Below are 24,146 nucleotides of genomic sequence, written 5' to 3'. Positions count from 1 at the left end.
GGAATGCCAATCGATATCTATTCGGCGACCAGATCCTCGACGACCGCGGCGATGTCGTCGGTGGTGGGACCGGGCTCCGCGACGAACGCGGTCCGTCGGTAGTACTTGAGTTCGCGGATGGATTCCTGGATGTCCGCCAGCGCTCGGTGTGCGAGCCCCTTCTCCGGCTGACCGAAGTAGATCCGGGGATACCAGCGGCGGCACAGCTCCTTGATCGAGCTGACGTCGATCATCCGGTAGTGCAGGTACTTGTCCAGTGCGGGCATGTCCCTGGCGAGGAATCCGCGGTCGGTGGCGATCGAGTTGCCGGCCAGGGGAGCGGTGCCCGCGGCGGGGATGTGCTCGCGGATGTAGGCGAGCACCTGCTGTTCGGCCTCCTCGAGCGTCACCGTCGACCGGCGCACCTCCTCGGTCAGTCCGGAGCGCTCGTGCATCTCCTTGACGACGTCGGGCATGTCGGCCAGCGCGGCGTCGTCGGCGTGGATGACGATGTCCACACCTTCTCCGAGCACGTTCAGATCGCTGTCGGTGACCAGCGCGGCCACCTCGATCAGCTTGTCCGTGCCGAGCCGCAGTCCGGTCATTTCGCAATCGATCCACACAAGTTTGTCCTGCACCATGAACACAGTAGTCAGCCGATGGCCGGGTTAAGGTCAACTGGTCGCTTCGCGGGCCCGGTCGGCTGGGCGGCGGCGGACACATTCGACGACGTTGTCGCTCCGAGGAGGGCATGAATGACGGTGGATCCAACCTCATCCGGTGAATCCGCTCCACAGGTGGACTCGGTATCGCTCGAGGAGAAGGCCAAGGCCGCCAAGGCCGCTGCCGAGGAGGCCGCCCGCGTGGCGGCGGAGGCGCTGGCGGCGGCAGAGGCCGCGGAGCAGGCCGCCGCAGAAGCAGCGCGGGTCCAGGCGGCGAAGACCCCGGCCAAGCCGGCGCCGGTCGAAACCGCTCCCGCCGACGGTCCGGCGGCCGAAGCCACGCCCGCCGCAGCGGCCCCCGCCCCGGTCGAGACCGCCGCCGCCCCGAGCCCTGCCGCGCAGGAGATCGCCGCGGGCTACGCGTTCGAGGGCGCGGCGCTGGAGCTGGGCACGGTGATCGTCGACGGCGTCGTGGATCCCGCTGCGCGCGTCCGGATTCCGCTCGCCACGATCAACCGGCACGGACTGGTCGCGGGCGCGACCGGCACAGGCAAGACGAAGACCTTGCAGGGCATCTGCGAGCAGCTCTCGGCCGCGGGCGTGCCCGTGGTGATGGCCGACGTCAAGGGCGACGTGTCCGGGCTCTCCGCGCCAGGCGAGTCGAGCGAGAAGATGGTCGCGCGGGCCGTCTCGACCGGCATCACCGACTGGGTGCCGACCGGGTTCCCGGTCGAGTTCCTCTCGCTCGGCACCGAGGGCATCGGCATCCCGGTGCGTGCGAGCATCACCAGCTTCGGGCCGATCCTGCTGAGCAAGGTGTTGGGGCTCAACGAAACCCAGGAGTCCACGCTCGGGTTGATCTTCCACTGGGCGGACACCCAGGGCCTCGCGCTGCTCGACCTCAAGGACCTGCGCTCGGTCATCGCGCACCTGACCTCCGACGAGGGCAAGGCCGACCTCAAGGGCATCGGCGGTGTCTCCTCGGCCACCGCGGGCGTGATCCTGCGCGCGCTGGTCAACCTGGAGGCGGACGGCGGCGACACCTTCTTCGGCGAGCCGGAGCTGGAGACCGAGGATCTGCTGCGGGTCGGGCCGGACGGCAAGGGCATCATCACGCTCTTCGAGCTGGGCGCGCAGGCGGCCCGCCCGGTGATGTTCTCCACCTTCCTGATGTGGGTGCTCGCCGACCTGTTCCAGACGCTGCCCGAGGTCGGCGACGTGGACAAGCCCAAGCTGGTCTTCATCTTCGACGAGGCGCACCTGCTGTTCACGGACGCGTCGAAGGCGTTCCTGCAGCAGGTGGAGCAGACCGTCAAACTGATCCGCTCGAAGGGCGTCGGTGTGTTCTTCTGCACCCAGCTGCCCACGGACGTTCCCAACAACGTGCTCTCGCAGCTCGGCGCCCGGATCCAGCACGCCCTGCGCGCGTTCACCCCGGACGATCAGAAGGCGCTGAACAAGACGGTTCGCACCTACCCGAAGACGGAGCACTACGACCTGGAGAAGGCACTGACCTCGCTCGGCATCGGTGAGGCGGTGGTGACCGTGCTGTCCGAGAAGGGCGCGCCGACGCCGGTGGCGTGGGCGAAGATCCCGCCGCCGCGGTCGCTGATGGACACCATCGGTGAGCCGGCGATCAGGGCGGCGGCCGCGGCGAGCCCGCTGCACGCGAAGTACGGCCAGACCATCGACCGGGAATCGGCCTACGAGAAGCTGACGGCGAGTGTGTCCGGCGCGCCGAACGTAGACGGCCTCGACCTGCCGCCCGCCCTGCCGGATCTGCCGGACCTGCCGCCCCCGCCGCCGGACGAGCCGAGCGCGGTGGAGAAGATCATGGAGAACGCGGCGGTCAAGAGTTTCCTGCGGTCGGCGGCCACCGTCGCCGGACGCGAGATCTCGCGCTCGATCTTCGGCACCGGCCGCCGCCGCAAGCGCTGACGCACTGTGCGCGGTTGACGAGTCCATGGACTCGTCAACCGCGCACAGGCGGCGCAGCCGCCTAGCCCTTCGGGAGCAAGCGGGGAACTACCTTGCCCGCCGGGTTGCGGGGGAGTTCGTCGAGGAACGCGACCTCGCGCGGGACGCAGTGCCGGGCGAGGTGCGCCTTCACGTGCGACTTGATCCCGTCTTCCGTCAGGCCCGCGCCGTCGGGGTCGTCGGTGCGCACCACGTAGGCGGCCAGCCGCGCGCCGAACTCCGGATCGTCGATGCCGACGACCGCGTTCTCCAGCACCCCGGGCAGCTCGCTGAGCAGGTTCTCGACCTCGCGCGGGTAGACGTTCTCGCCGCCCGAGACGATCATGTCGTCGCTGCGTCCGTCGAGGAACAGCAGACCGGTCGGGTCGAAGTGCCCCAGGTCGCCGGTGGACATCAGCCCGCCGCTGATCTCCTTCTCGCTCCCGCTGCGGGTGTAGCCCTCGAACAGCATTCCGTTGCAGACGAAGACACGGCCGACGGTGCCGTGCGGCACCTCGTGGCCGCGATCGTCGAGGATCCGCACCACGGTCCCGAGTGGGGGACGGCCGGCGGTGGTGGGGTGCTCACGCAGCTCGTGCGGCTGCGCGATCGACGCCCAGCTCACCTCCGTGGAGCCGTAGAAGTTGTACAGCACGGACCCGAACACCTCGAAGGTCTTGTGCACCACCCCGGTCGGGATCGCCGAGCCGCTGGCCGCGATCACCCGCAGCGTGGAGAGATCGACGTCCCGATCACCGGCAGGCAGGTCGGTGATCCGCTGCAACATCGTCGGTACCACCCACAGCGCGGTGGCCCGGTGTGCGGCGACCTGGGCCACGGTGCCTGCCGGGTCGAATCGGCGGGTGAGCACCATGGTCGAGCGCAGGGCAAGGCCGACCTGAGCGGCGGCCAGGCCCCAGGTGTGGAAGATCGGCGATGCGACGACCGTGGTCTCGGCGCTGCGCAGGGGCAGCCGCGAGAGCAGGGCGGACGCGGGCATCCAGCTGCGCGGTTCCGGCCGGTTTGCGCCCTTGGGCGTGCCCGTCGTGCCTGAGGTGAGGACGACGATCCGGCCGCGCCTCGGACGGCGGGCCAGCGGCGCGGTGCTCCGCCGCCCGTCCACGAGCAAATCCTCGAAGCCCACCAGGTCCGAGGCCTTCGCAGCCTCCACGGGCTCCGCGTCGGCGAACACCGCGACGCTGGGGGCCGTGTCCGTCAGCAGCGGGGTGAACTCGGAATCGACCAGCAGCCAGTCGATCTTCTGTTCCGCAAGCACCTCGGCGAGCTGGGTGGTCGAGGCCCCGGTGTTCAGCAGCACCAGGTCGGTGCCGAGCCGTGCGGACGCGCCCATCGCGATCAGGAAGCCGCGGTGGTTGCGGGCCAGGATGCCGATCCGCCCGCGTTCGCGCAGCCCACGCCCGTGCAGCGCGGCGGCGAGCGCGTGGGCGTCCTCATCGAGCTGCCGGTAGCTGATCGGCCCCCGGTCGTCGATGACGGCGATCCGGTCGCCGTCGCGGCGCGCGGCCACCGCGAGCAGGCCGCCCGCGGTGAAGTCCCACTGGTACCAGGCGGAGACGACGCCGGCGAGCCTGCTCGGGCCCATCGGGCCGACGATGCCCGCCTTGGTGACGGGGACGAGTCCCTTGAGTAGGTCGGTTGCTCCGGTAACGCTCGGCATCTCGGCGGTTCCTCCTCGATCTGGGGTCTTATGGCGACGGCCACAGCCCCCCGGTAACTTACTCGGCGGTAAGGATCGTGCCAATGGGCGTGTACCCGACTGCTCGTGTGGGTGACCGATGTCCGGCGGGTGGACACCGTCCGCGCGCATGGCCGACCATGGGGCGATGACACTCAGTGCCGACGAGGTCGACCTGTTCGAAGCCTCCCGGGGTCGCCTGGAGGCGATCGCCTACCGGCTGCTCGGGTCGGCCGGTGACGCGGAGGACGCGGTGCAGGACGCCTACCTGCGCTGGCATGCGGCGGACCGGGACCGGATCGAGACGCCCGAGGCGTGGCTGACAAAGGTGCTCACCAATCTCTGCCTCAATCAGCTCACCTCGGCCAGGGCCCGGCGGGAAACCTATGTGGGACAGTGGCTCCCCGAGCCGGTGCTCGCCGGAGACCGGATGCTCGGTCCGGCCGACACCGCCGAGCAGCGCGAGTCGGTCTCCCTCGCGATGCTCCTGCTCATGGAGCGCCTCTCGCCCAACGAGCGCGTTGTCTACGTGCTGCGCGAGGCGTTCGGCTACTCCCACCGCGAGATCGCCGAGATCCTCGACCTCAGCGAGTCGAACTGTCAGCAGATCTACCGGCGGGCCAAGCAGCACGTCACCGGGCGTTCCCGCGCCACGGTTGACGAGGCCGCCACTCGGCGGATCGTCGAGGAATTCCTCGCCGCGGTCCTCAGCGGCGACACCGATCCGCTGATCCGGATGCTCGCCGACGACGCGGTCGGCGTGGCCGACGGCGGTGGCCGGATCCCGGCCCGCAAGACGCCGGTCCTCGGTGCGCTCGAGATCGCGCGCTACCTGAGCCACGCCTTCCGTCTGACCGACGCCAAGCGCCGCTATGTCGGTGGCGATCCGGTGTTCTATGCCTGCGTGGTCAACGGTGGTCCCGGTGTGTTGGCGCAGGTCGGTGAGCGGGTCTTCGCCGTCTTCGCCCTCGACGTCACTCCGGACGGCATCGCGGCGGTCCACATCCAGGTCAACCCCGAGAAGCTGGGCCGCATCACGCGCCAGTGGGAGGCGGAGGGTCCGCACAGCCCGCTCGCCGTGACGTGGTGACCCACATCACATAGCGTTCGTGTCAGGGATCGCGCGCCTATCCGGTTCATGAGGTGAGTCCACACCGATAGGAGCGAGCCATGAAGCACCGCATTGTCGTCCTCGGAGCCGGGTACGCCGGAGCCACCGCCGCCGGCCGTCTCGCCAAGCGACTGCACAGCGACGACGCCCTGATCACCCTCGTCAATGCCGACCCCGACTTCGTCGAACGGGTGCGCATGCACCAACTCGCGGCCGGTCAGGATCTGCGCCCCCGCCCGCTGCGCGAGTACTTCGCCGGCACCGGCGTGCAGGTCGTGACCGCGCTGGTCACCGCGGTCGACGTCGATCGCAAGACCGTCGATCTCGACGGCGGCGAGTCCCTCGGCTACGACAGCCTCGTCTACGCCCTGGGGAGCGTCGGCGCCGACCACGGCGTCCCCGGTGTTTCGGAGCACGCCCACAGCGTCGCGGGCAAGCAGGCCGCGTTGCGGCTGCGCGCGCGGCTGAACGAATTGTCCCCGGGCGCAACGGTCGTGGTCGTCGGCGGCGGCCTGACCGGCATCGAGGCCGCCACCGAGATCGCCGAGACCCGCCCGGATCTCGCGATCTCGATCGCCGCTCGCGGAGGCGTCGGCGACTGGCTGAGTGAGAAGGCCCAGCGTCATCTGTGCGGCACGTTCGACCGGCTCGGCATCACGGTCCACGACCACATCGACATCACACGCGTCACCGCCGGCGCCGTGATCGACGGTGCCGCAAGGGAGATCCCGGCCGATATGACCGTGTGGACAACGGGTTTCGCCGCGCATCCGCTCGCGGCTGCCACCGCACTCCAGGTGTCCGGCAACGGACAGATCGTGGTCGACCGCAGCATGCGCTCGGTCTCGCACCCCGATGTCTACGCCGTCGGCGACGCTGTGCTCGCCGAGGGTGCGGGCGGTAAGCCACTGCGGATGTCCTGCGCCTCGGGCGGTCCGACGGCGTGGCAGGCCGCCGATGCCCTCGCCGTACGTTTGACCGGTCGCGAGGTCCCCGAGACCACGATCGGCTACAACTTCCAGTGCATCAGCCTGGGGCGCCGCGACGGAATCATCCAGCCCGTGACTCCCGATGACCAGGCCAAGCCCACCGCGATCACGGGCAGGGCCGCCGCACGCATCAAGGAGCTCGTCTGCTCGGGCGCGGCCTGGGGCATCGGTCATCCGACCCTGCTGATGCCGAGCCGCCGCCGGCACGTTGCGGCAACCGGCGTAGCGGAGTCCGGCCTCGTCACCCCGCGACGCGGCTAGAGCGAGGATTCCCTTCGGAGCAGGTCGTCGATCGTCTCGCGACGGATCAGTTCGCGCGCCGAGCCGTTGCACACCGCGATGATCGGCGGCCTGCCCACCGAGTTGTAGTTGGACGCGAGGCCGTGGTGGTAGGCGCCGGTGCCGGGGATCGCCAGCACATCGCCGGGGCGCACGTCCGCGGCCATGGCGACGTCGACGGCCAGCTCGTCACCGGATTCGCAGTGTCGACCCGCGACCGTGACCGGTATCTGGGCGCCCACCGGATGCCGGTTGGCGAGGGCGACGCTGTACCTGGCCGCATAGAGGCAGACGCGGGGGTTGTCGCTCATGCCGCCGTCGACGCAGACGAAGGTGCGCCCGCCCTCGATCTGCTTGACGGACACGACCCGGTACACCGTCACGCCCGACCTGCCGACGATGGCACGGCCCGGTTCGAGGGTGATCCGCGGCCGCGGGAACCGGTGCCGCGCGCAGGCCTCGTCGAGCGCGTCCTCGATGGTCGCGGCGAGCAGGGTGAGGTCAAGGGGCATGTCGTCGAATCCGTACGAGACCGCGTGGCCGCCACCGAGATTGAGCTCGGTCAGGATCAGTCCGTGATCGTGGTACACCTGAGCCATCTGGGCGATCATCCGGTGCACCGCGGCGCCGAAGTGCTCGGGATCGGTGATCTGCGACCCCAGGTGGCAGTGCAGGCCGATCAGGTTCAGGTGTTGCTGGTCGAGTACCCGCGCGATCGCGGCGTCCGCCTGGCCGTGATCGATGGGGAACCCGAACTTCTGGTCCGCCACACCGGTGCGGACCGCGCGGTGACCGTGCACGTCGATGTCCGGGGTGACCCGGACCAGCACGTCCTGCTTGTGGTCGAGCGCGGAGCCGAGGACCGCGATCTCGGTGTGCGAGTCGATGACGATGCGGCCGACGCCCGCGTCGAGGGCGGCGGTGAGTTCGGCGGGGGTCTTGGCGTTGCCGTGCATGATGATCCGGCGCGCGTCGACGCCCGCCGAGAGGGCGATGGCCAGTTCCCCGGCCGAGCACACGTCCAGGGCCAGCCCCTCCTGGCTCACCCAGGAGGCGAGCGCCCTGGTCATCAGCGCTTTTCCGGCGTACGCGATCTCGGCCTCCGGGAAGATCTCGCGGTAGGTGCGACAGCGGTGCCGGACGTCCAGCTCGTCGATCACGTAGCTCGGCGTTCCGTACTGGTCGGCGATATCCGACAACGCGACGCCGCCGACGGTGATCCGGCCCTGCTCGTCGTGGTGGGTGTTGATCGGCCACACCGCGGGATCGAGCCGCGGGGACATGGCGGAGCGGAGCGACGGGAAGATGTCGAGAAGGGTCACCGGGTTCTCCTAGGGGTGATGGTTCACCCTCCGGAGTACTCGCGTTCGGGCGCGTGGACGCGGCCCCTGACGCGACCTTGACGCCGACCCGTCACGGCTTGACGTCATCCTGACGAATCGGCGTTCGCAGGCAACCTGACCACCTGCGCGGCGTAGGACAGCCCGGCCCCGAACGCGATCAGCAGGGCCGTGCCGCCCGCGGGGGCCTCGCCGGACCGGAGCAGCGTGTCCATCGCCAGCGGGACCGACGCCGCCGACGTGTTCCCGGATTCGACGATGTCGCGCGCGACCGCGGCATCGGGCGAGAGGCCCAGCCGCTTGGCGATGATGTCGGTGATCCGGAGGTTCGCCTGGTGGGGGACGAAGGCGTCCAGCTGCTCGGGCACGACGCCCGCCCGGTCCAGCGCGGCCCTGGCGACCTTCTCCATCTCGAATGCCGCCCAACGGAACACGGCCATCCCGTCCAGCTTGACGGTCGGCCGCGGGCCGGTGGGATTGTCGCGGTATACGTCCCAGGACGGGGCCTGGCAGATCACGTTCGCCTGCGACCCGTCCGAGCCCCACTCGACCGGTCCGATCCCTGGAGTCTGCGACGGTCCCACCACCACGGCCCCGGCGCCGTCGGAGAAGATGAACGCGGTGGTCCGATCGGTCAGGTCGAGGCACTCGCTCATCCGCTCGACGCCGATGACCAGGACGTGCTCCGCGCTGCCGCCGCGGACCATGTCGGAGGCGACCGCCAGCGAATGACAGAAGCCGGCGCACCCGGCCGAGACGTCGAAGGCGGCCCCGTAGACACCGAGCCGGTGCGCGATCTGCGGGGCGACGGCGGGCGATTGGTACAGGTAGGTCGACGTCGCGACGATCACGCAGCCGATCCGCTCGGGCGCAACCCTCGACGACGCCAGAGCCCGGTGTCCCGCCGCGACGGACATCTCGAGGATCGACTCCTCCGGCCCGGCGAACCGACGCGTCTTGATCCCGGAGCGGGTCTGGATCCACTCGTCGCTGGAATCGATGCTCTGACAGATCTCGGCGTTGTCGACGATGCGGGACGGCCGGTACACCCCGAGGCCGAGGATGGCGCTGTGTGGTGAGCCGGTGGTGGCGGTGATCGGGGCGGCCATCGTTCATCTCCTGATGCGGCGGATGTTGCCTTGCCGCTTCAGCATGGGTCCTGGCCGGGCCAGACGATAGGCACCCTAGGGGGCATCGATCGCACCCTAGAGGGTGTCTCCTAGATGGTGGCCCGTTCCGCGCCAACCGCGAGGTCGTCGAGGGCATCAACGGCCCTCATCGCTCCTCCAAGAGCCCGCGCAGGTACTCGGCGGTGTCCGGGCGCGCGGCATCGACGGCCATGACGATCCGTTCGCGGCGATCGTCAGCGAGCGCGGCGAGCGCACCGATGAACTTCGGGAGTTCGTTCCTCCGACGCATGAGCAGCGCGTTGAGGAAGTCGGGCACCTCCCGCCAGCGCGCGCCGTGGCCGAGCTCCATGATCGCGAACACGCGGTCGAAGTTGCTCGGGAAGTCCTTCTCGTTCGTCCAGGCGCGATCGACCCGACCGCTCTCGCGGAACGCCTCGGCCGCGGATCTCCAGTCCTCGGGCCAGTCGTCCGGGATCGGATCGAGCACCGGCTTCCTGTTCGTGCCGCCGAGTGCCTCGTGGATCGGTTCCCACTGTTCGTCGTCACGGACCCAGCGGCCGACCGTTCGGCGCACGAGCGCTCGCTGCGCATCGCCCCAGGTATCGGTCGCCGTGAGGAACGCGCCGCTCGCGTCCTCGGCACCCGTGACGAACATCGAGCCGGTGCGGATGCTGTGGTGATCCCCGCGCGACTCCAGCCAGTTCGGCAGCACCCGGGCGGTGGCGGCACCAGCCGTTGTCGGATCGGCTTGCGAGAGAACGCCGTAGGCGGCCTCGTAGATGCCGTAGTCGTCGAGCGGGTGCAACGACCACAGGATCGCCTCGATGGTTTCCGGATCGATCGCCCGCCCGTCGAGGGCGTCGAGCATCGCGAGGTACCGGTCGATGCCTGCCTGCTGGACGGCGTCCTCGTCATCGCTGAGCGGCTCCGCCTCGTCCTGATGGATGCTGCCGCCCAGGCGGATCAGCTCGTCCCGCCACGCCTGATCGCGGCCGCCCTCGTCACTCATCTCCGGTCCTTGTCCGATCCCGCTTGATGTACTTCTCGGCCAGTGCAAGTGCGGTGTCGTCGAGCGCGCGACCCGGCACGAAGAACGCCGCCTTCCCCGCCATGTTCCGAAACACGATGGTGCCCTTGATGCGCACCGCGCTGGAGAGCGAATTCCACGGGGCGCGCGATGATCCGAACCCGCCGTCCAACCCCAGCCCGTCCGCGTCGATCCGCACCGTGAGTCGCGATCCGACACCCATGCCGTCTTCGATTGCCTTCGTGGCAACGCGACGAAGGATGACCCCGAAGACGACAAGCAGCAGCATGAGGGCTGCGATCACCCCGAATGCGAACGCTCCGACCGGGCGACCCGACACCGCCGACACGATGCCGACGACCAGCGCGATCGGGAGCGCGATCGCGCCTGCGATCCGCAGGCGACGCGACACCGCCGCAGCGACGAAGGCCCGCCGGACAGCCGCCTTGTCCACAGCATCGATCGTGATGCTGTTCTCCCACACGGCCCGTGGCTCGCTTCCGTGCATCGCCGGCTCGGTGAGCGCCGCACGAATCCGCTCGTACGCCTGCCGAGTCTCGGGCGGCGCCAGGAAGTCATCCAACGGCGCCCCACTCGCCTCGAAGTCCGCCTGCTCGAGCAGCGCGATGCCCAGTGCGGCGATCCGCTCCGGCGATCGTTCCTCCAGATAAGCGGCCCACGCCTCCAGCGCGGTGATCGCGCGCAGGAGATCCGGATCCATGTCGCCATCCGACAGATCGCCCTCGTCGATCTCCCCGATCCATACCCGAAGCTGCTCGGCAGAGGCCGTACCCGCTCCATCGGCCGCCGCGCTGACGGCGCGTGCCCCGGCCTCCGTCAGCTCGGCGGCCGCCGCCGCAGCCACGCCATCCGCTGTGAGGAGTTCCCGCGTGACCGCGAGCCCGAACTCGGCCTGCGCCTGGGCCGTAGCGTGGGTTGCACACTCACGAACGGCGTTCTCGACTTCCGCATAGCAGGTCATCATTCGTCGTCCTCACCTTCGGCCTGCCATGCAGCTTCAAGTTCTTCGAGCACAGTGGGCGGCATACCCTCGTCCCATCCGTTGGACTCCACGTATCCGCGGATGTCGACGGCGTCTCCGGTGACGGACTCGAACATCACATCCGGGATCAACCATCCCGGATCGTCGTGTGCGCCCAGCGCTTCCGCCGTCCAGTCCTGGCCGGGATGCCTCGGGTTCCCGGTCGGAGTCGAGAGGTCGTTCGCCGGGTCGAACGACGCACCGGCGCCCGCCACCGTGCCGGAGACGACACGGTCCTGCAGCACATGCACATTCGCCCATCCCGCGCGATTGACCGACGGCACATCGGCCTCGCTGCGGAACCTCTGGTAGTAACCCGGCTGGGAGTACCAGTACAAGGCCGCCGCGGTGGCACGATCGAGCTTCGGATGCGCGGCCATCCATGCGATCAGGTCGGACTTGCCGTCGTAGTTCATCGCGAGTGCCGTCACCAACCACTCGGTCGCGGACGCACTCTCCAGGAACTCGCGCATCAGGCGCAGCTCCAGCTCGTCGAAGTCAACGCCCATAGTTCACCTTCCCCAGCGGGACCGGTGTCGGATTCGATGCGACCCACGCGACCGCGAGTTCGCTCAGGCGATACACCTGCGCGTCATCCCCGTCGCCGGATTTCAAGGCCCGCGAGAGGCTTTGGGCCTCCTGCAGTTCGCCGGCCGGGAGCGGGGTGCCGCTCGCGTAGTGCTCGGGCAGCGCGGCGAGCATGTGCCTGAAGTCGCGGCCCCAGTTCGGGCTGCCGTCGTCGAGGATCTCCCGCGCGATCCGTCCGGTGAGGCGGACCACCTCGCCCTGCACGGTCGTCGCAGGGCCGTTCGACGGCACCAGCAACTCCCAGAGCGCCTGATGCTGGTCCTGCCACGCGCCCGTGGGAACCGCGATCGGCGAGACGCCGTCGTGCCGCCGACGCCCGGCAACGGGCGTGACGCCGAACAACCGGTAGAGCTCCGTGAGGCCGGCGTCGGTCTCGTCGAGGAAGTCGGGGTTGAAGCTGTCCCGGTGGAACTCGAACTCGGTGCCGATCCGGGTCGCCGCGGCCCGCATCTCCTCGGTGACGGGATCGCCGGCGTCGAGGAGCAGCTTCGCGACCCGGGCCATGCCAGGGATGACGAAGTTCCGCGTCCGACGAAGACCATGCAGCATCGGGGTCTCGCCCGCGCCGTTCAGAGCGCGGGCATCGGCGCCGTGTTCGAGCAGCACCCGCGTCGCGTCGGGGCGTTGGCCTCCCGCGGCGGCGTGCAGGGGCGACTCGCCATACCGGCTCGGTCGTTGGATGTCCGCCCCGAGCGACAGCAGGAGCGGGATCTGCTCCGCGCGACCCCTCGATGCTCTCGTCCAGAGTGGGGTGTCCTCATAGAGGTCCGCGGCGTCGACATCGAGTCCCTGCTCGACCAGCCAGATGATCAGCTCGTCCGGGCACTCGACGAATCCGATGGCGGTCTGCTTGCTGGATCCGCCGCGAGCATCGAGCATCGACTTGTCGAACACCGCCTTCAGATCGTCAAGCGATTCGGTCTTCAGCTTCTCGTCGAAATCCTTCGGCAGGGTCCTGCGCTTCGCCACGAGGGCCTCCTTGTATCGGGTCCATCTGCCCGGGTAGTTGATCATCGGGCGGAACCCGAGCGGCAGGCGGGGAAGAGTAGCGTCGTGGATGTCGAGGGCAATTCGTATATGCGCGGTCAAGCCATGTCGTCCTCGGCGCTCAACCGGTCCGCAGGCGAAGGGCCGAGAACTGGAGCGCCGCCATGGCGTCGAACCCGACCGATGTGTCGAATTCTCAAGCAGATTCTGCGTCTCCCGACCCTGCTCAGGCGCTGGAATCGTCGCCCTCCTGCCCGGCGTGCCCACACAGCCTGGAGTCCCACGATGCGCTCGGTATCCGGTTCTGCGCCGCGACCACGGACCGTCACCTCGAGCGGAAGTGCATCTGTGCCGGTGAACAGGTGATCGGGCAGCATTACACGCGGTACTGAACGAGAAATCGCCTTCGACCGGATTCGGCTCGCGGGCAGCGAGCCGAATCCGGTCGTGCGTTCACCAGCCGGACCCGGAACCGCCCGATCCGGTGTTGGCGAGGATGGTGCCGATGACCATTTGCGCAATACCGGCGACAGAGCCAACAAATTCCACGGTGTCCTCCGACTTTCCTCATCGCCGATTGTCCGGCGTAGCCAAGAACTTAGCCTAGCTATCTTGTGAAAGCGCTGTGTTTCCACAAGCTCCTGGCCGCAGGCCCCTAGCCGCCCAGCTTCTTGTAGAAAGTGCCGACGATCGGCGCGACCACCGCGCGCGGGCTGTACTGGCCCGCCACCGACATGCCCTTGCTCAGGATGCCCGGCACCACGCGCATCTTGTTCTTCGCGAGGGAGTCCAGCGACAACTTGGCGGTGTACTCGCTGGAGATCCAGAAGAAATCGGGGACCAGCTTGTCGACGATCGAGGCCTCCGCCGGGTCCGGGATCTCCGTACGCACCGGGCCCGGTGCGAGCAGGGTGACGTGCACGCCGGTGCCGGTGAGCTCACCGCGCAGCGACTCGGAGAAGGTGTTCACGAACGCCTTGGTGGCCGCGTAGGTGGCGTTGTTCGGGATCGGCATGTTGCCCGCCGCCGATCCGACCATCAGGATGCCGCCGGAGTCCCGCGCGAGCATTCCGGGCAGCACGGCAAGCGTGAGGTCGTGCACGGCAACGGCATTGAGCTCGACCTGGGCCCGCTCGTAGGCGGGGTCCAGCTCGGACACCGGGCCGAACGTGGCGATCCCGGCGTTGTTGCACAGGATGCTGATCGGGCGTTCGGCTAGCTCGTCGACGAGGCCCCCGCGCTGGTCCCGATCGGACAGGTCGACCGCGCGGACCTCGACCTCGACGCCGTGCGCCGCGGTCAGCTTCGCCGCCAGCGCATCGAGCAGGTCGCCGCGACGGGCCACCAGGATCAGCGAGTATCCGCGCGCGGCCAGGTCGGTGGCCAGCGCCTCGCCGATGCCGGAGGAGGCGCCGGTCACGACCGCGCGGGAATCAGGGGTGGGGGTAGGCAGGCTCACGGGCTCAGGCTAGCGGGTCAGATCGCCGCCGCGAGGCGGGTGCCCTGCTCGATGGCCCGCTTGGCGTCCAGTTCGGCCGCGACGTCCGCCCCGCCGATCACGTGCGTGGTCACCCCGGCCGAGGCCAGGTCGCCTTCGAGCTCACGCACCGATTCCTGACCCGCGCAGATCACCACGTTGTCGACGGCGAGGACCTGCGCCCGTTCGTGCTTCTCGCCGAAGGTGATGTGCAGCCCCTCGTCGTCGATCCGCTCGTAGTTCACACCCGAGAGCTGGTGCACGCCCTTCTTCTTCATGGCGGCCCGGTGCACCCAGCCGGAGGTCTTGCCGAGTCGCGCGCCTATCTGGCCGGGCTTGCGCTGGAGCAGGTACACCTCCCGCGGCGACGGCTCGGTCGTGGGCGCGGTGAGCGAGCCTGGTGCGGCGTCGGACTCGGTGACGCCCCACTCCCGCTTCCACTCGTCCAGGTCGAGGGTGGGGGAGCTGGCGTGGGTGAGGTACTCGGAGACATCGACGCCGATGCCGCCCGCCCCGATCACCGCGACGCGGTCGCCCACCGGCCTGCCGTCACGGACCAGCTCGGCGTACGAGAGCACGCTGGCGTGGTCGATGCCGGGGATGCTCGGAATCCGCGGGGTGACGCCGGTGGCGAGGACCACCTCGTCGTACCCACCCTCGGCGAGCCGGCCTGCATCGACCCTGGTACCCAGGTGCACCTTCACGCCGTTCAGTTCCAGCTGCCGGGTGTAGTAACGGATCGTCTCGGCGAACTCCTCCTTGCCGGGGATCCGCCGGGCGATGCCGAACTGGCCGCCGATCTCGGCGCCGGCCTCGAAGAGTTCGACGGTGTGGCCGCGCTGGGCGAGTCCGACGGCCGCGGCCAGGCCCGCGGGTCCGGCGCCGACGACGGCCACGCTCTTCGCCCGCCTGGTTGGTGCAAGCACCAGCTCGGTCTCGCGGCCTGCGCGGGGATTGAGCAGGCAGGACACGTTCTTGCGGACGAATGCGTGATCGAGACAGGCCTGGTTACACGCGATGCAGGTGTTGATCTCGTCGCTGCGATCGGTCTCGGCCTTGCGGACCCAGTCGGGATCGGCGAGCATCGGCCGGGCCATCGAGATCAGCTCGGCGTCGCCGCGGGTGAGGATCTCCTCGGCGACCTCCGGCATGTTGATCCGGTTCGACGCGCAGACCGGGATCGACACGGCCGCGGCGACCTTGGCGGTGAACTCGACGAATGCGGCCCGCGGCACGGAGGTGACGATGGTGGGCACCCGAGATTCGTGCCAGCCGATGTCGGTGTTGATGATAGTGGTGCCGGCATCCTCGAGTTCGTTTGCCAGGGCTGAGATCTCGTCCCAGGTCTGGCCCTTCTCCACGAGATCGGCCATGGACAGCCGGAAGACGATGATGAAGTTCGACCCCACCGCCGCGCGGGTGCGCCGAACGATCTCGACCGCCAAGCGACGCCGGTTCTCGGCGCTGCCGCCCCATTTGTCCGTGCGCTTGTTGGTGCGGGCCGCGAGGAACTGGTTGATGAAGTACCCCTCGCCGCCCATGATCTCGACGCCGTCGTAGCCGGCGGACTGGGCGAGCTCCGCGCAGCGCACGTAGTCGTCGATGGTGCTCTCGACGCCGCGGCCGGTCAGCGCCCGGGGCCGGAAGGGGTTGATGGGGGCCTTGATCGAGGAGGCCGACACGCTCAGCGGCTGGTAGGAGTACCGGCCCGCGTGCAGGATCTGCAGGGCGATCTTGCCGCCCTCGGCGTGCACGGCGTCGGTGACCTCGCGGTGCAGCTTCGCGGCCTTGCGGGTGGTGAGCTTGGCCCCGAGGGGCAGCAGCCAGCCGGTGCGGTTCGGTGCGTAGCCGCCGGTGATGATGAGGCCGACGCCGCCGCGGGCCCGCTCGGCGAAATACGCGGCGAGCTTCGGGATGTCGCGAGTCCGGTCCTCGAGCCCGGTGTGCATCGAGCCCATCACCACGCGATTGCGGAGCGTGGTGAAGCGCAGGTCCAACGGGGACAACAGGTTCGGGTACGGGTTGCTCACGTGGGCGGCCTTTCGGGTCGGACTCGGGCTGGAGTGCTGGGGTCGGGGTCAGGGGCGCAGGAGCGGAGCCCGCGGAGCGACCAGGGGGCGCGGGAGCGGAGCCCGCGGAGCGACCAGGGGTCACGGGAGCGGAGCCCGCGGAGCGACCAGGGGTCACAGGAGCGGAGCCCGCGGAGCGACCAGGGGTCACAGGAGCGGAGCCCGCGGAGCGACCAGGGGTCACAGGAGCGGAGCCCGCGGAGCGACCAGGGGTCACAGGAGCGGAGCCCGCGGAGCGACCAGGGGTCACAGGAGCGGAGCCCGCGGAGCGACCAGGGGTCACAGGAGCGGAGCCCGCGGAGCGACCAGGGGTCACAGCGCATCGAGCACCTCCTGGCACCAGGCGGTGAAGCCCTCCTCGACGCGGATGCCGCCACGCAGGACCAGGTACTGGTGCAGGTCGGTGCCGGACAGCCGGTCGGGTGCGGGGAAGTCGCGCTTCTCGATCAGTCGGTAGACCTCGAGCCGCCGGGCGTGGTCGTCGCGGTGCCTGCCGACCTCGGCGCGCACGTCGTCGAGGTCGCCGAAGGATGCGGCGCGGATCTTCACCGCCAGCTCGTTGCGCAGGTTCCCGGCCTCGGTCGGTTCCGCGATCCACCGCCGCAGCTCGGCGCGGCCGGCGTCGCTGACGCGGTAGACCCTCTTGTCCGGGCGGCCGTCCTGGCCGACGGTCTCGCCGTCCACCCAGCCGGCCTCGTCCATCCGCTTGAGCACGCGGTAGATCTGCTGGTGGCTGGCGTTCCAGAAGTAGCCGATGGACTTGTCGAATCGACGCGCGAGCTCGTATCCCGACCCGGAATGTTCGGAGAGCGAGACCAACAGCGCATGTTCGAGTGCCACGGGATCGAGTATCTATGCAACGAGGAGACTATGCAACTGAGTTCATATCCACGCAGTTGATTCCTGCCGGCGAACGCCGGCCCGAGACGGTCAGAAGACCCAGCGGAGCGCGGCCACGATCTCCCGGGGGCTCGAGTCGGCGAAGCGTGCGACCTCGGCGCGTCGGAGGTCGGCGACGGTGGCCGCGAGCTCCGGCCCGAGTGCCGCCCCCAGCACGGCGTCGGCCTCGAACGCGTCGGTGGCCTCGGTGAGCGTGCCCGGTAGCGCGCGGATTCCGAGCCGGGCCCGCTCGTCCTCGCTCAGCCCGGCCGGGTCGACGTCCACCAGCCCGGGCAGGTGTGAGCGCTCGGCGAGCCCGGCCAGGCCGGCGAAGATCAGCGCGGCGATGCACAGGTACGGGTTGGCCGACTGGTCGAGGACCTTGACCTCCAGGTTGGCCGCGCGGCTCTCCTCGCCGCGGCTGCCCGTGATCAGGCGCAGCGCGGTCTCGCGGTTCTCGTGGCCGCACGCCTGGAACGGGGCCGCCCAGTGGCCGGGAACGAGCCGCAGGTAGCTCGCGACCGAGGGTGCGCCGACGGCGAGCAGGGCGGGCAGCCGGTGCAGGATGCCCGCCGCGAAGGACTCCGCGGCGTCCGTCATGCCGCAGGGCCCGTCGCCGCCGTCGTGCAGGTTCACCCCGCCGCGCCAGATGGACAGGTGCACGTGGCCGCCGTTCCCGACGCCGTCGGCGACCACCTTCGGGGAGAAGGAGGCGCGCAGGCCCCGGTCGGCGCTCAGCGCCCGGATCGTCTCGCGTACCAGCACGAAGGTGTCGGCGGCGCCGAGCGGATCCTCGGCGGCCACGGACAGCTCGTACTGCCCGGCCGCGTACTCGGGGTGGATCTGCTCCACCGCGACGCCCTGTTCGCGCAGCGCGGTGAGCAGGTCGGCCAGGTAGTCCGAGTGTTCGACGAGACGGGTGAACCCGTAGGCGGGCCCACGGGTGGCGGGCACGAAGTCGTCCTGGTCGAGCCCGAGGGTCCATTCCACCTCGATCGCGGACTTCGCGGTCAGGCCGGCGTCGGCCAGTGCCGTGACCGCGCGACGGGTGACGTCCCTGGCATCCTGCGGGTGCGGAGTACCGTCCTGCGTGTAGCGGTCGGCGGGCGCCCACGCCCAGCCGGGCTGCGCGGCGAGTGCGACGGTCCGGTTCAGGTCCGGCAGCAGCCGCAGGTCGCCAACGGGCCCACCCGCGCAGCGGCCCGCGATGATCGAATCGTCGGTCGCGAACGCGTCGAACACCGGCGACGCGCCGACGCCCCAGGCCGCGGCGTTCGCCAGCCGATCGACCGGGACCGCCTTCGTCCGGGTGATCCCGCTGTTGTCGACCCACGTGAGCGCCACCCCGACCACGCCCTGATCGGCGAGCCTGGCCGCCACCGGGCCGGCCTCCGCGGCCCGCCGCTCACGCTCGTCCCGGTCCATTGCGGCTCCTTCGCGCGGTCTCTGATCAGCGGCGATTGCCGTTCAGCGGCAGAATGGCGGTCATGGCACGATCCTCAGACGATACGTCGGCGCGGCCATCGAGACCGGGCGAACGGCGCCTGGAGGAGCTCGTCGGACAGATCGCGCTCGTCGACCACCACTGCCACGGGATCGTGCGGGGCCCACTCGACCGGGCCGGGTTCGAATCGCTGCTCTGTGAGGCCGATGCGCCCGGTCGCTGGCACGGGACGCTGTTCGACACCCAGGTCGGGCTCGCGGTCCGGCGCCTGTGCGGCCCCGTGCTCGACCTGCCGCCGCACGCGCCCGCCGACGACTACCTCGCGCGCCGCGCCGAGCTCGGCCCCGTCGAGGTGGCCCGGCGGCTGTTTCGGGGCGCGGGGATCTCCGAGTTCTTCGTGGACACCGGCTTTCGGCCCGACGGACTGACCTCGCCGGACGAGCTGGCCGCCTGTGCCGGGGCCTCGGCGCGGGAGATCGTCCGGCTCGAATCGGTCGCGGAGCGGGTGATCGCCGTCCATGGCGCTGGCGATTTCGTCGAGGCCTGCCGGGACCGTCTGGCGGCCGCGGCGGCGACCTCGATCGGCTTCAAGTCGATCGCCGCGTATCGGGTCGGTCTGGATCTGGCCCCGGAGCGTCCGCCCACGAACCAGGTGGCCGCCGCGGCTGCACGGTGGGCTGCCGGGATCGAGCGGGGCGCGCCGATCCGGCTGGCCGACGAGACCCTGATCAGGTTCCTGATCTGGACCGCCGTCGATCTCGGCCGGCCGATCCAGTTCCACACCGGATTCGGCGATGCCGATGCGGATCTCGGCCGCTGCGATCCGCTGCTGCTGGCGCCGCTGCTGCGGGCAACGGCCGGTCGCGGGGTACCGATCATGCTGCTGCACACCTACCCCTTTCATCGGAACGCGGGCTGCCTGGCGCAGGTGTTCGACCATGTCTTTGTCGATGTCGGCCTCGCGGTGCAGAACGTCGGGAGCCGGGCCGGACAGGTGGTGGCCGAACTGCTCGAACTCGCGCCCTTCGGTTCGGTGCTGTTCTCCTCCGACGGCTACGGGCTGCCGGAGCTGTTCCACGTCAGCGCCATGCTGTTCCGCCGCGCGCTGTCGGACTTCCTGGCGGCGGGAGTCGATGGCGATGCCTGGTCCGAGCGGGACGCCGAGCGGATCGCGTACCTGATCGCCGCGGAGAACGCCCGCCGCGCATACGGTCTCGACGACGGGGGAGCCGGACGCGGTTCGCTCGCCTAGGCTCGCGGTCATGGGCCCCGAGGCGATCGGTACCGGCGTCACCCGCAAGCAGGTCTTCGCGTGGGGGCTGTGGGACTGGGGCTCGGCCGCGTTCAACGCCGTGATCGTGACGTTCGTCTTCTCCGTCTACCTCACCGACGCGGTCGGCGACGACCTGCCGGGCTCGATCTCGGCGAGCACGTGGCTCGGCTGGTCGCTCGGCGCTTCCGGCCTGCTGATCGCGGTCCTGGCGCCGGTCACCGGGCAGCGCTCGGACGCGACCGGGCACCGGCGACGCTCGCTCGCGTTCCTCACGGCGGCGGTGGTGGTCGTGATGGCGGCGATGTTCCTGATCGAGGACCGGTACCAGTACCTGTGGGCCGGGCTGGCCCTGCTCGGCATCGGGTCGGTCCTGTTCACGCTCGCCGAGGTGCCCTACAGTGCGATGCTGCGCCAGGTGTCCACCCCGGCGAATGTGGGCAGGGTGTCCGGGTTCGGCTGGGCGATGGGCTATTTCGGCGGCATCGTATTGCTGCTGGTCTGCTACTTCGGGTTCATCGTCGGCGACGGCGACACCCGCGGACTGCTGGGCCTGAGCACCGACGGGGGATTCAACATCCGGATGGTGGCTCTGGTGGCGGCACTGTGGTTCGCGGCGTTCGCGATTCCCGTATTGGTCGCGGTACCGGAGCTGCCCCGCACGGAGGCTGATCCAGGAGCGGCCCAGGCGGGGTTCTTCGCGTCCTACGGTGTGCTGTGGCAAGACCTCAAGGAGCTGTGGACGGCGGATCGCCGCACCGTCGGGTTCCTGTTTGCCAGCGCGCTCTTCCGTGACGGCCTGGCCGGGGTGTTCACCTTCGGGGCGGTCCTCGCGGTCAATGTCTACGGCATCGCGTCCTCCGACGTGCTTCTCTTCGGCGTGGCCGCGAACGTGGTCTCCGGGGTCGCGGCGCTGGCGGCCGGGCGGTTCGACGACACCCTCGGGCCGAAGACGGTCATCGTCGCCTCGCTCGTCGCGATGCTGGTGGCCGGCGGGATCCTGCTGGTGGTCTCGGGTCCGGTGGCGTTCTGGGTGTTCGGGCTGCTGCTGTGCGTGTTCGTCGGCCCCGCGCAGTCGGCGTCGCGGACCTTCCTCGTGCGGATCATCCCGACCGGGCGGGAGGGGCAGATGTTCGGCCTGTACGCGACCACGGGCCGGGCGGTCTCGTTCCTGGCGCCGACCCTGTTCGGGGTGTTCGCGTGGCTCTTCGCCAGCGATCGGGCCGGCATCGTCGGCCTGCTCGTGGTGCTGGCGCTCGGGCTGGCGGCGGTGCTGCCGGTGCGGGCGCCCGAGCGCGACTACCGCCGCGAACCCTCGTCGGTCTGAACCTTGAGCTTGTCGGCGAACAGTCGTCGCTGCACGATCCAGCCGGCCGCGGCGAGCGCGATCCAGAGCAGGGTCGAGGTGACCTGCTCCCAACCGGCCTCCGGTTCGTGCAGGAAGGAGAGGGTGTCGCTGGTTCGTCCCAGACCGGCCAGGATCATGCTCGCGCCGCCGATCGAGGTGAGCCACAGCAGCGCCCTGGCCCGGTACTTGTCGGCGAGGAACGCGGACGCCACCGCGACCGCGAGGATCACGATCCCGCTGAGCGCCCAGTTGTTGTCCCCTGGCTGCAGGACGTCCGCGAGCTTCGCGCCCGCCATCGCGCCGGTCAGGCCGCCGATGAAGTAGGCGGAGAACTTGAAGATCAGCGTGGTGACCACCCACGAGGCGACGGCGCCGATGAGCGCGAACAGGATCAGCGTCGTCAGCGAGGCGTTGAACAGGTCCGCGATCAGCCAGCCGAGCCCGAAGCCGGCCGCGAGCACGGCGACGTGCAGCGAGCCGATGCCCCAGAAGCAGAGGACGACACCGACCAGGAGTACCGCGATCCCGCTCATTTTTCGTTCCCTTCGATTCGCGCGAGGACCGCTTCGGCCAGCGCGTCGGGTGCTTGTTCCGGTATCCAGTGGCTGACGCCGTCGAGCTCGACGAAACGGTAAGGGGCGTCGACGAATTCGCCGCAGCGCTCCGCGCCGGCGCGGCCGAGCGCCTCGTCGGCGGAGCCCCAGACGTAGGTGGTGGGCACCCGGACCGAGGGAATGCCGCCGAAGTCGGCGCGCATGGCGCGGTACCAGGACAGCGCGGCCGTCAGCGCGCCCGGCTCGGTGAGGGCCCGCACGTGCTCGGCAACCTGATCGGGATCGAGGTCGCCGTACGCCGCGCGCAGGCGCTTGGCGTCGTCGTCGAGCAGCAACTTCTCCGCCACCTGGCCATCCCGGAAGACGCTGATGTAGCGCGACCGCTTCTGCTGGTCCGCGTCCTCGCGCAGCGCCCAGCCGAACGCCGACGGGTGCGGAACGGACACCGCGGTCAGGCTCTCGACGCGTTCGGGGTGGTGTGCGGCGAGCCACCAGGCGACCACCGCACCCCAGTCGTGCCCGACCACGTGTGCCGACGCGATGCCGGTGGCGTCCATCAGGGCCACCACATCGGCGCCGAGCAGTTCGATCGAATAGTGCTCGACACCGACCGGTCGGGCGCCGGGGGAGTAGCCGCGCTGCGACGGCGCGATCACCCGGTGTCCGGCCGCGGTCAGCAGCGGGGTCAGCGGGCGCCAGCAGGCCGAGGTCTCCGGGAAGCCGTGCAGCAGCACGATCGGGGGGCCGTCGGCGGGACCGGAGTCCTCGACGTCGAAGGTGAGTCCGCCGGCGGTCACTGCGGTGTGAGTACGATCGTCCACGGAATCCATTTGTCCCTCAACGCTCGTCGTTGCATACCCGGTATGGGCTGAGATTACCGCTCGGGCCTCGAAAAGGGCGACATTCGTGGGCGGCCCCGATCGTGCCCACTTCGGCCGTGTGCCCGGGGTTTGTGACGATGAGGTGAGCGCATCGGCCGATCCGGTTCGTCCGGTTCCGGAAGCATGCTAAGTATCTCTTGGTACCAGGTGACCCGGCGTGGTACTTGAGGGGTTTTCGGGAGTGAACTGTGACGATTGCCAATGGTGGGTTCCGCGATGACGAGCCCCTGCGAATCGCCGGACGGTCGGTGGCGAACTGGCTGGACGCCGCAGCGACCGACCTGACCGCCGCGGTGATCGAGCGCCTCGTCGACGACCTGCCGATCTACAAGGAGCTGCCGCAGGAGGTGGTGCAGGGCGAGATCGCGGACATCGTGCATCACAACATGGAACTGTTCGCGACGCTCGTCCGTGAGCGTCGGCCCGGGCGCAAGGCAGAGTTCGTCGAACAGCGGAACTCCTCGGCACGACGCGCGGAGGAGGGCGTCCCACTCGATGCCGTGCTGCACGCCTACCACGTCGGCATCGGGATGGCGGCCGAGGAGCTCTTCGCCGACGCGGAACCCGGCGACATCGGCGACGTGCAGACGATCATGGTGATGGTGCTCGATTTCCTGCGCCAGTTGACCCTCGAGGTGAGTTCGTCGTACCTCGAGGAGCGCCAGATCATGGACAGTCAGGAGAACTCCGGCCGCCGCTCACTGATGGCCGCGCTGGTCGCCGGGGAGCCGCTGGATGCCATCGCGCAGCGAACCGGGCTCCGACTCGCCCCGCACTATCTCGCGATGAGCCTGTCGATCGGGGAGCACGTCGACGAGCGCGGCGACGGCGTCAGCGGGACGGTCGCGGGCAGGCGAAAACTGCGCAGGCTGCAGGCCGAGTTGGACCGGATCACCGGGGAGCCCGCGCTCACCGTCATCGACAGCAGCGGGGGGACGGCCCTGATCCCGTGTCCGGGGAACCCGCCGGAATGGGACGCGCTGAAACGGATGGTCGATCGCGCGCAGGCGGTGGTGGGCACCGAGATCCGGGCGGCGGCGCTGGTTGCTGCGCCCGCCGAGGTGCCCGCGGCGGTGGAGCAGACGGCCGAGATCATCGCGCTCATCTCGCGATCGGGCCGCCCACCGGGGCTGTACCGGCTGCGCGACGTGCTGCTCGAGTATCAGCTGAGCAGGCCTAGCCCCGCACACCCCGAACTGGCAGGCCTGCTCGAGCCACTGGTCGCGAGGCCGGAGCTGATGCAGACTCTCGAGGCCTATGTGGCGAGCGGACTGAACCGCCGCGCGACGGCGTCCGCGCTCCAGGTACACGCCAATACCGTCGACTACCGCATGCGGCGCGTCGCGGAGCTGACGGGGCTGAACCCGGCGGACCCCGCCGACCTCCCGCACGTGGGGGCGGCGCTGGCGGCCCGCAGGGCGCTCGCCTGAGCGGAGGG

General features: G+C 69.8%; 21 protein-coding genes. 7 read left to right on the top strand and 14 right to left on the bottom strand.

Annotation, left to right across the window (positions count from 1 at the left end; translation table 11 throughout):
• Window positions 1-17 precede the first annotated feature (17 nt).
• Window positions 18-617, bottom strand: coding sequence for an oligoribonuclease (gene orn, locus C8K38_RS10950; RefSeq protein ID WP_097211553.1), 600 nt, complete (start codon window positions 615-617; stop codon window positions 18-20).
• 117 nt (window positions 618-734) lie between these two features.
• Here orn and C8K38_RS10945 point away from each other — a divergent pair, with 117 nt between their 5' ends.
• Window positions 735-2,579, top strand: a complete 1,845-nt coding sequence (locus C8K38_RS10945) for a helicase HerA-like domain-containing protein (protein ID WP_097211489.1) — start codon at window positions 735-737, stop codon at window positions 2,577-2,579.
• A 61-nt stretch (window positions 2,580-2,640) separates the two neighbouring features.
• Here C8K38_RS10945 and C8K38_RS10940 read toward each other — a convergent pair whose 3' ends face one another.
• Window positions 2,641-4,275: an AMP-binding protein gene (locus C8K38_RS10940; protein WP_097211488.1), complete on the bottom strand. Its 1,635-nt coding sequence runs from the start codon at window positions 4,273-4,275 to the stop codon at window positions 2,641-2,643.
• Window positions 4,276-4,441: 166 nt separating this feature from the next.
• Here C8K38_RS10940 and sigJ point away from each other — a divergent pair, with 166 nt between their 5' ends.
• Entirely contained in the window at window positions 4,442-5,383 is a 942-nt protein-coding gene (gene sigJ, locus C8K38_RS10935; RefSeq protein ID WP_097211552.1) for an RNA polymerase sigma factor SigJ, read from the top strand.
• 80 nt (window positions 5,384-5,463) lie between these two features.
• Window positions 5,464-6,654 carry an NAD(P)/FAD-dependent oxidoreductase gene (locus C8K38_RS10930; protein ID WP_097211487.1) on the top strand — a complete coding sequence of 397 codons (1,191 nt, stop codon included), beginning with the start codon at window positions 5,464-5,466 and terminating at the stop codon, window positions 6,652-6,654.
• Here C8K38_RS10930 and lysA read toward each other — a convergent pair.
• The 6 genes from lysA to C8K38_RS10900 form a co-directional block, all read right to left on the bottom strand.
• Complete coding sequence (lysA, locus tag C8K38_RS10925) at window positions 6,651-7,994, bottom strand: diaminopimelate decarboxylase (protein ID WP_097211486.1); 1,344 nt, start codon at window positions 7,992-7,994, stop codon at window positions 6,651-6,653. The two genes, C8K38_RS10930 and lysA, sit on opposite strands and share 4 nt — an antisense overlap.
• A 104-nt stretch (window positions 7,995-8,098) precedes the next feature.
• Window positions 8,099-9,121: a beta-ketoacyl-ACP synthase III gene (locus C8K38_RS10920; protein ID WP_097211485.1), complete on the bottom strand. Its 1,023-nt coding sequence runs from the start codon at window positions 9,119-9,121 to the stop codon at window positions 8,099-8,101.
• A 166-nt stretch (window positions 9,122-9,287) separates the two neighbouring features.
• Window positions 9,288-10,151: a hypothetical protein gene (locus C8K38_RS10915; RefSeq protein ID WP_097211484.1), complete on the bottom strand. Its 864-nt coding sequence runs from the start codon at window positions 10,149-10,151 to the stop codon at window positions 9,288-9,290.
• Window positions 10,144-11,154 carry a hypothetical protein gene (locus tag C8K38_RS10910; RefSeq protein WP_097211483.1) on the bottom strand — a complete coding sequence of 337 codons (1,011 nt, stop codon included), beginning with the start codon at window positions 11,152-11,154 and terminating at the stop codon, window positions 10,144-10,146. Before C8K38_RS10910 ends, C8K38_RS10915 begins: the two co-directional genes overlap by 8 nt.
• Window positions 11,151-11,720: a DUF4274 domain-containing protein gene (locus tag C8K38_RS10905; RefSeq protein WP_097211482.1), complete on the bottom strand. Its 570-nt coding sequence runs from the start codon at window positions 11,718-11,720 to the stop codon at window positions 11,151-11,153. The genes C8K38_RS10910 and C8K38_RS10905 overlap by 4 nt, the downstream gene beginning before the upstream one ends.
• Window positions 11,710-12,888: an ankyrin repeat domain-containing protein gene (locus tag C8K38_RS10900; protein ID WP_257017445.1), complete on the bottom strand. Its 1,179-nt coding sequence runs from the start codon at window positions 12,886-12,888 to the stop codon at window positions 11,710-11,712. The genes C8K38_RS10905 and C8K38_RS10900 overlap by 11 nt, the downstream gene beginning before the upstream one ends.
• 62 nt (window positions 12,889-12,950) lie before the next feature.
• On the opposite strand from C8K38_RS10900, the gene C8K38_RS27385 reads away from it, so the two are divergent.
• On the top strand, window positions 12,951-13,178 hold the full coding sequence (locus tag C8K38_RS27385) for an RGCVC family protein (protein WP_245220986.1): 228 nt from the start codon (window positions 12,951-12,953) through the stop codon (window positions 13,176-13,178).
• Window positions 13,179-13,441: 263 nt separating this feature from the next.
• On the opposite strand, the gene cmrA is transcribed toward C8K38_RS27385, so the two are convergent.
• The 4 genes from cmrA to C8K38_RS10875 form a co-directional block, all read right to left on the bottom strand.
• Entirely contained in the window at window positions 13,442-14,245 is an 804-nt protein-coding gene (gene cmrA, locus C8K38_RS10890; RefSeq protein ID WP_097211480.1) for a mycolate reductase, read from the bottom strand.
• Between the two features lie 17 nt (window positions 14,246-14,262).
• Window positions 14,263-16,293: an NADPH-dependent 2,4-dienoyl-CoA reductase gene (locus tag C8K38_RS10885; RefSeq protein WP_097211479.1), complete on the bottom strand. Its 2,031-nt coding sequence runs from the start codon at window positions 16,291-16,293 to the stop codon at window positions 14,263-14,265.
• A 351-nt stretch (window positions 16,294-16,644) separates the two neighbouring features.
• The gene (locus C8K38_RS10880) at window positions 16,645-17,172 is read right to left on the bottom strand and encodes a PadR family transcriptional regulator (RefSeq protein WP_077042177.1); all 528 of its coding nucleotides are present in this window, start codon (window positions 17,170-17,172) and stop codon (window positions 16,645-16,647) included.
• A 90-nt stretch (window positions 17,173-17,262) separates the two neighbouring features.
• On the bottom strand, window positions 17,263-18,636 hold the full coding sequence (locus C8K38_RS10875) for a glutamine synthetase family protein (RefSeq protein WP_097211478.1): 1,374 nt from the start codon (window positions 18,634-18,636) through the stop codon (window positions 17,263-17,265).
• A gap of 62 nt (window positions 18,637-18,698) precedes the next feature.
• On the opposite strand from C8K38_RS10875, the gene C8K38_RS10870 reads away from it, so the two are divergent.
• Both C8K38_RS10870 and C8K38_RS10865 read left to right on the top strand, forming a co-directional pair.
• Window positions 18,699-19,907: an amidohydrolase family protein gene (locus C8K38_RS10870; RefSeq protein WP_108168816.1), complete on the top strand. Its 1,209-nt coding sequence runs from the start codon at window positions 18,699-18,701 to the stop codon at window positions 19,905-19,907.
• Window positions 19,908-19,917: 10 nt separating this feature from the next.
• Entirely contained in the window at window positions 19,918-21,252 is a 1,335-nt protein-coding gene (locus C8K38_RS10865) for an MFS transporter (RefSeq protein ID WP_097211477.1), read from the top strand.
• On the opposite strand, the gene C8K38_RS10860 is transcribed toward C8K38_RS10865, so the two are convergent.
• Window positions 21,225-21,806, bottom strand: a complete 582-nt coding sequence (locus tag C8K38_RS10860) for a DUF4203 domain-containing protein (RefSeq protein WP_097211476.1) — start codon at window positions 21,804-21,806, stop codon at window positions 21,225-21,227. The two genes, C8K38_RS10865 and C8K38_RS10860, sit on opposite strands and share 28 nt — an antisense overlap.
• On the bottom strand, window positions 21,803-22,648 hold the full coding sequence (locus tag C8K38_RS10855; RefSeq protein WP_375124787.1) for an alpha/beta fold hydrolase: 846 nt from the start codon (window positions 22,646-22,648) through the stop codon (window positions 21,803-21,805). The genes C8K38_RS10860 and C8K38_RS10855 overlap by 4 nt, the downstream gene beginning before the upstream one ends.
• A gap of 248 nt (window positions 22,649-22,896) precedes the next feature.
• Between C8K38_RS10855 and C8K38_RS10850 the strand changes: the two genes are divergently transcribed.
• Entirely contained in the window at window positions 22,897-24,138 is a 1,242-nt protein-coding gene (locus tag C8K38_RS10850) for a PucR family transcriptional regulator (protein ID WP_218840962.1), read from the top strand.
• The last annotated feature ends 8 nt before the right edge of the window (window positions 24,139-24,146 follow it).

The organism is Rhodococcus sp. OK611 (genome assembly GCF_003050885.1).
GTDB lineage: Bacteria > Actinomycetota > Actinomycetes > Mycobacteriales > Mycobacteriaceae > Rhodococcus_G > Rhodococcus_G oryzae.
This window is presented reverse-complemented; position numbering and strand designations above follow the sequence as displayed.

Excerpts from the sequence above, each read along its gene's own strand:
- C8K38_RS10860 (WP_097211476.1), bottom strand. The coding sequence starts at position 21,806 with ATGAGCGGGATCGCGGTACTCCTGGTCGGTGTCGTCCTCTGCTTCTGG.
- C8K38_RS27385 (WP_245220986.1), top strand. The coding sequence starts at position 12,951 with ATGGCGTCGAACCCGACCGATGTGTCGAATTCTCAAGCAGATTCTGCG.
- C8K38_RS10915 (WP_097211484.1), bottom strand. The coding sequence starts at position 10,151 with ATGAGTGACGAGGGCGGCCGCGATCAGGCGTGGCGGGACGAGCTGATC.
- C8K38_RS10870 (WP_108168816.1), top strand. The coding sequence starts at position 18,699 with ATGGCACGATCCTCAGACGATACGTCGGCGCGGCCATCGAGACCGGGC.
- C8K38_RS10930 (WP_097211487.1), top strand. The coding sequence starts at position 5,464 with ATGAAGCACCGCATTGTCGTCCTCGGAGCCGGGTACGCCGGAGCCACC.
- C8K38_RS10910 (WP_097211483.1), bottom strand. The coding sequence starts at position 11,154 with ATGATGACCTGCTATGCGGAAGTCGAGAACGCCGTTCGTGAGTGTGCA.
- C8K38_RS10865 (WP_097211477.1), top strand. The coding sequence starts at position 19,918 with ATGGGCCCCGAGGCGATCGGTACCGGCGTCACCCGCAAGCAGGTCTTC.
- C8K38_RS10920 (WP_097211485.1), bottom strand. The coding sequence starts at position 9,121 with ATGGCCGCCCCGATCACCGCCACCACCGGCTCACCACACAGCGCCATC.
- C8K38_RS10905 (WP_097211482.1), bottom strand. The coding sequence starts at position 11,720 with ATGGGCGTTGACTTCGACGAGCTGGAGCTGCGCCTGATGCGCGAGTTC.
- C8K38_RS10945 (WP_097211489.1), top strand. The coding sequence starts at position 735 with ATGACGGTGGATCCAACCTCATCCGGTGAATCCGCTCCACAGGTGGAC.
- sigJ (WP_097211552.1), top strand. The coding sequence starts at position 4,442 with ATGACACTCAGTGCCGACGAGGTCGACCTGTTCGAAGCCTCCCGGGGT.
- C8K38_RS10875 (WP_097211478.1), bottom strand. The coding sequence starts at position 18,636 with ATGGACCGGGACGAGCGTGAGCGGCGGGCCGCGGAGGCCGGCCCGGTG.
- C8K38_RS10940 (WP_097211488.1), bottom strand. The coding sequence starts at position 4,275 with ATGCCGAGCGTTACCGGAGCAACCGACCTACTCAAGGGACTCGTCCCC.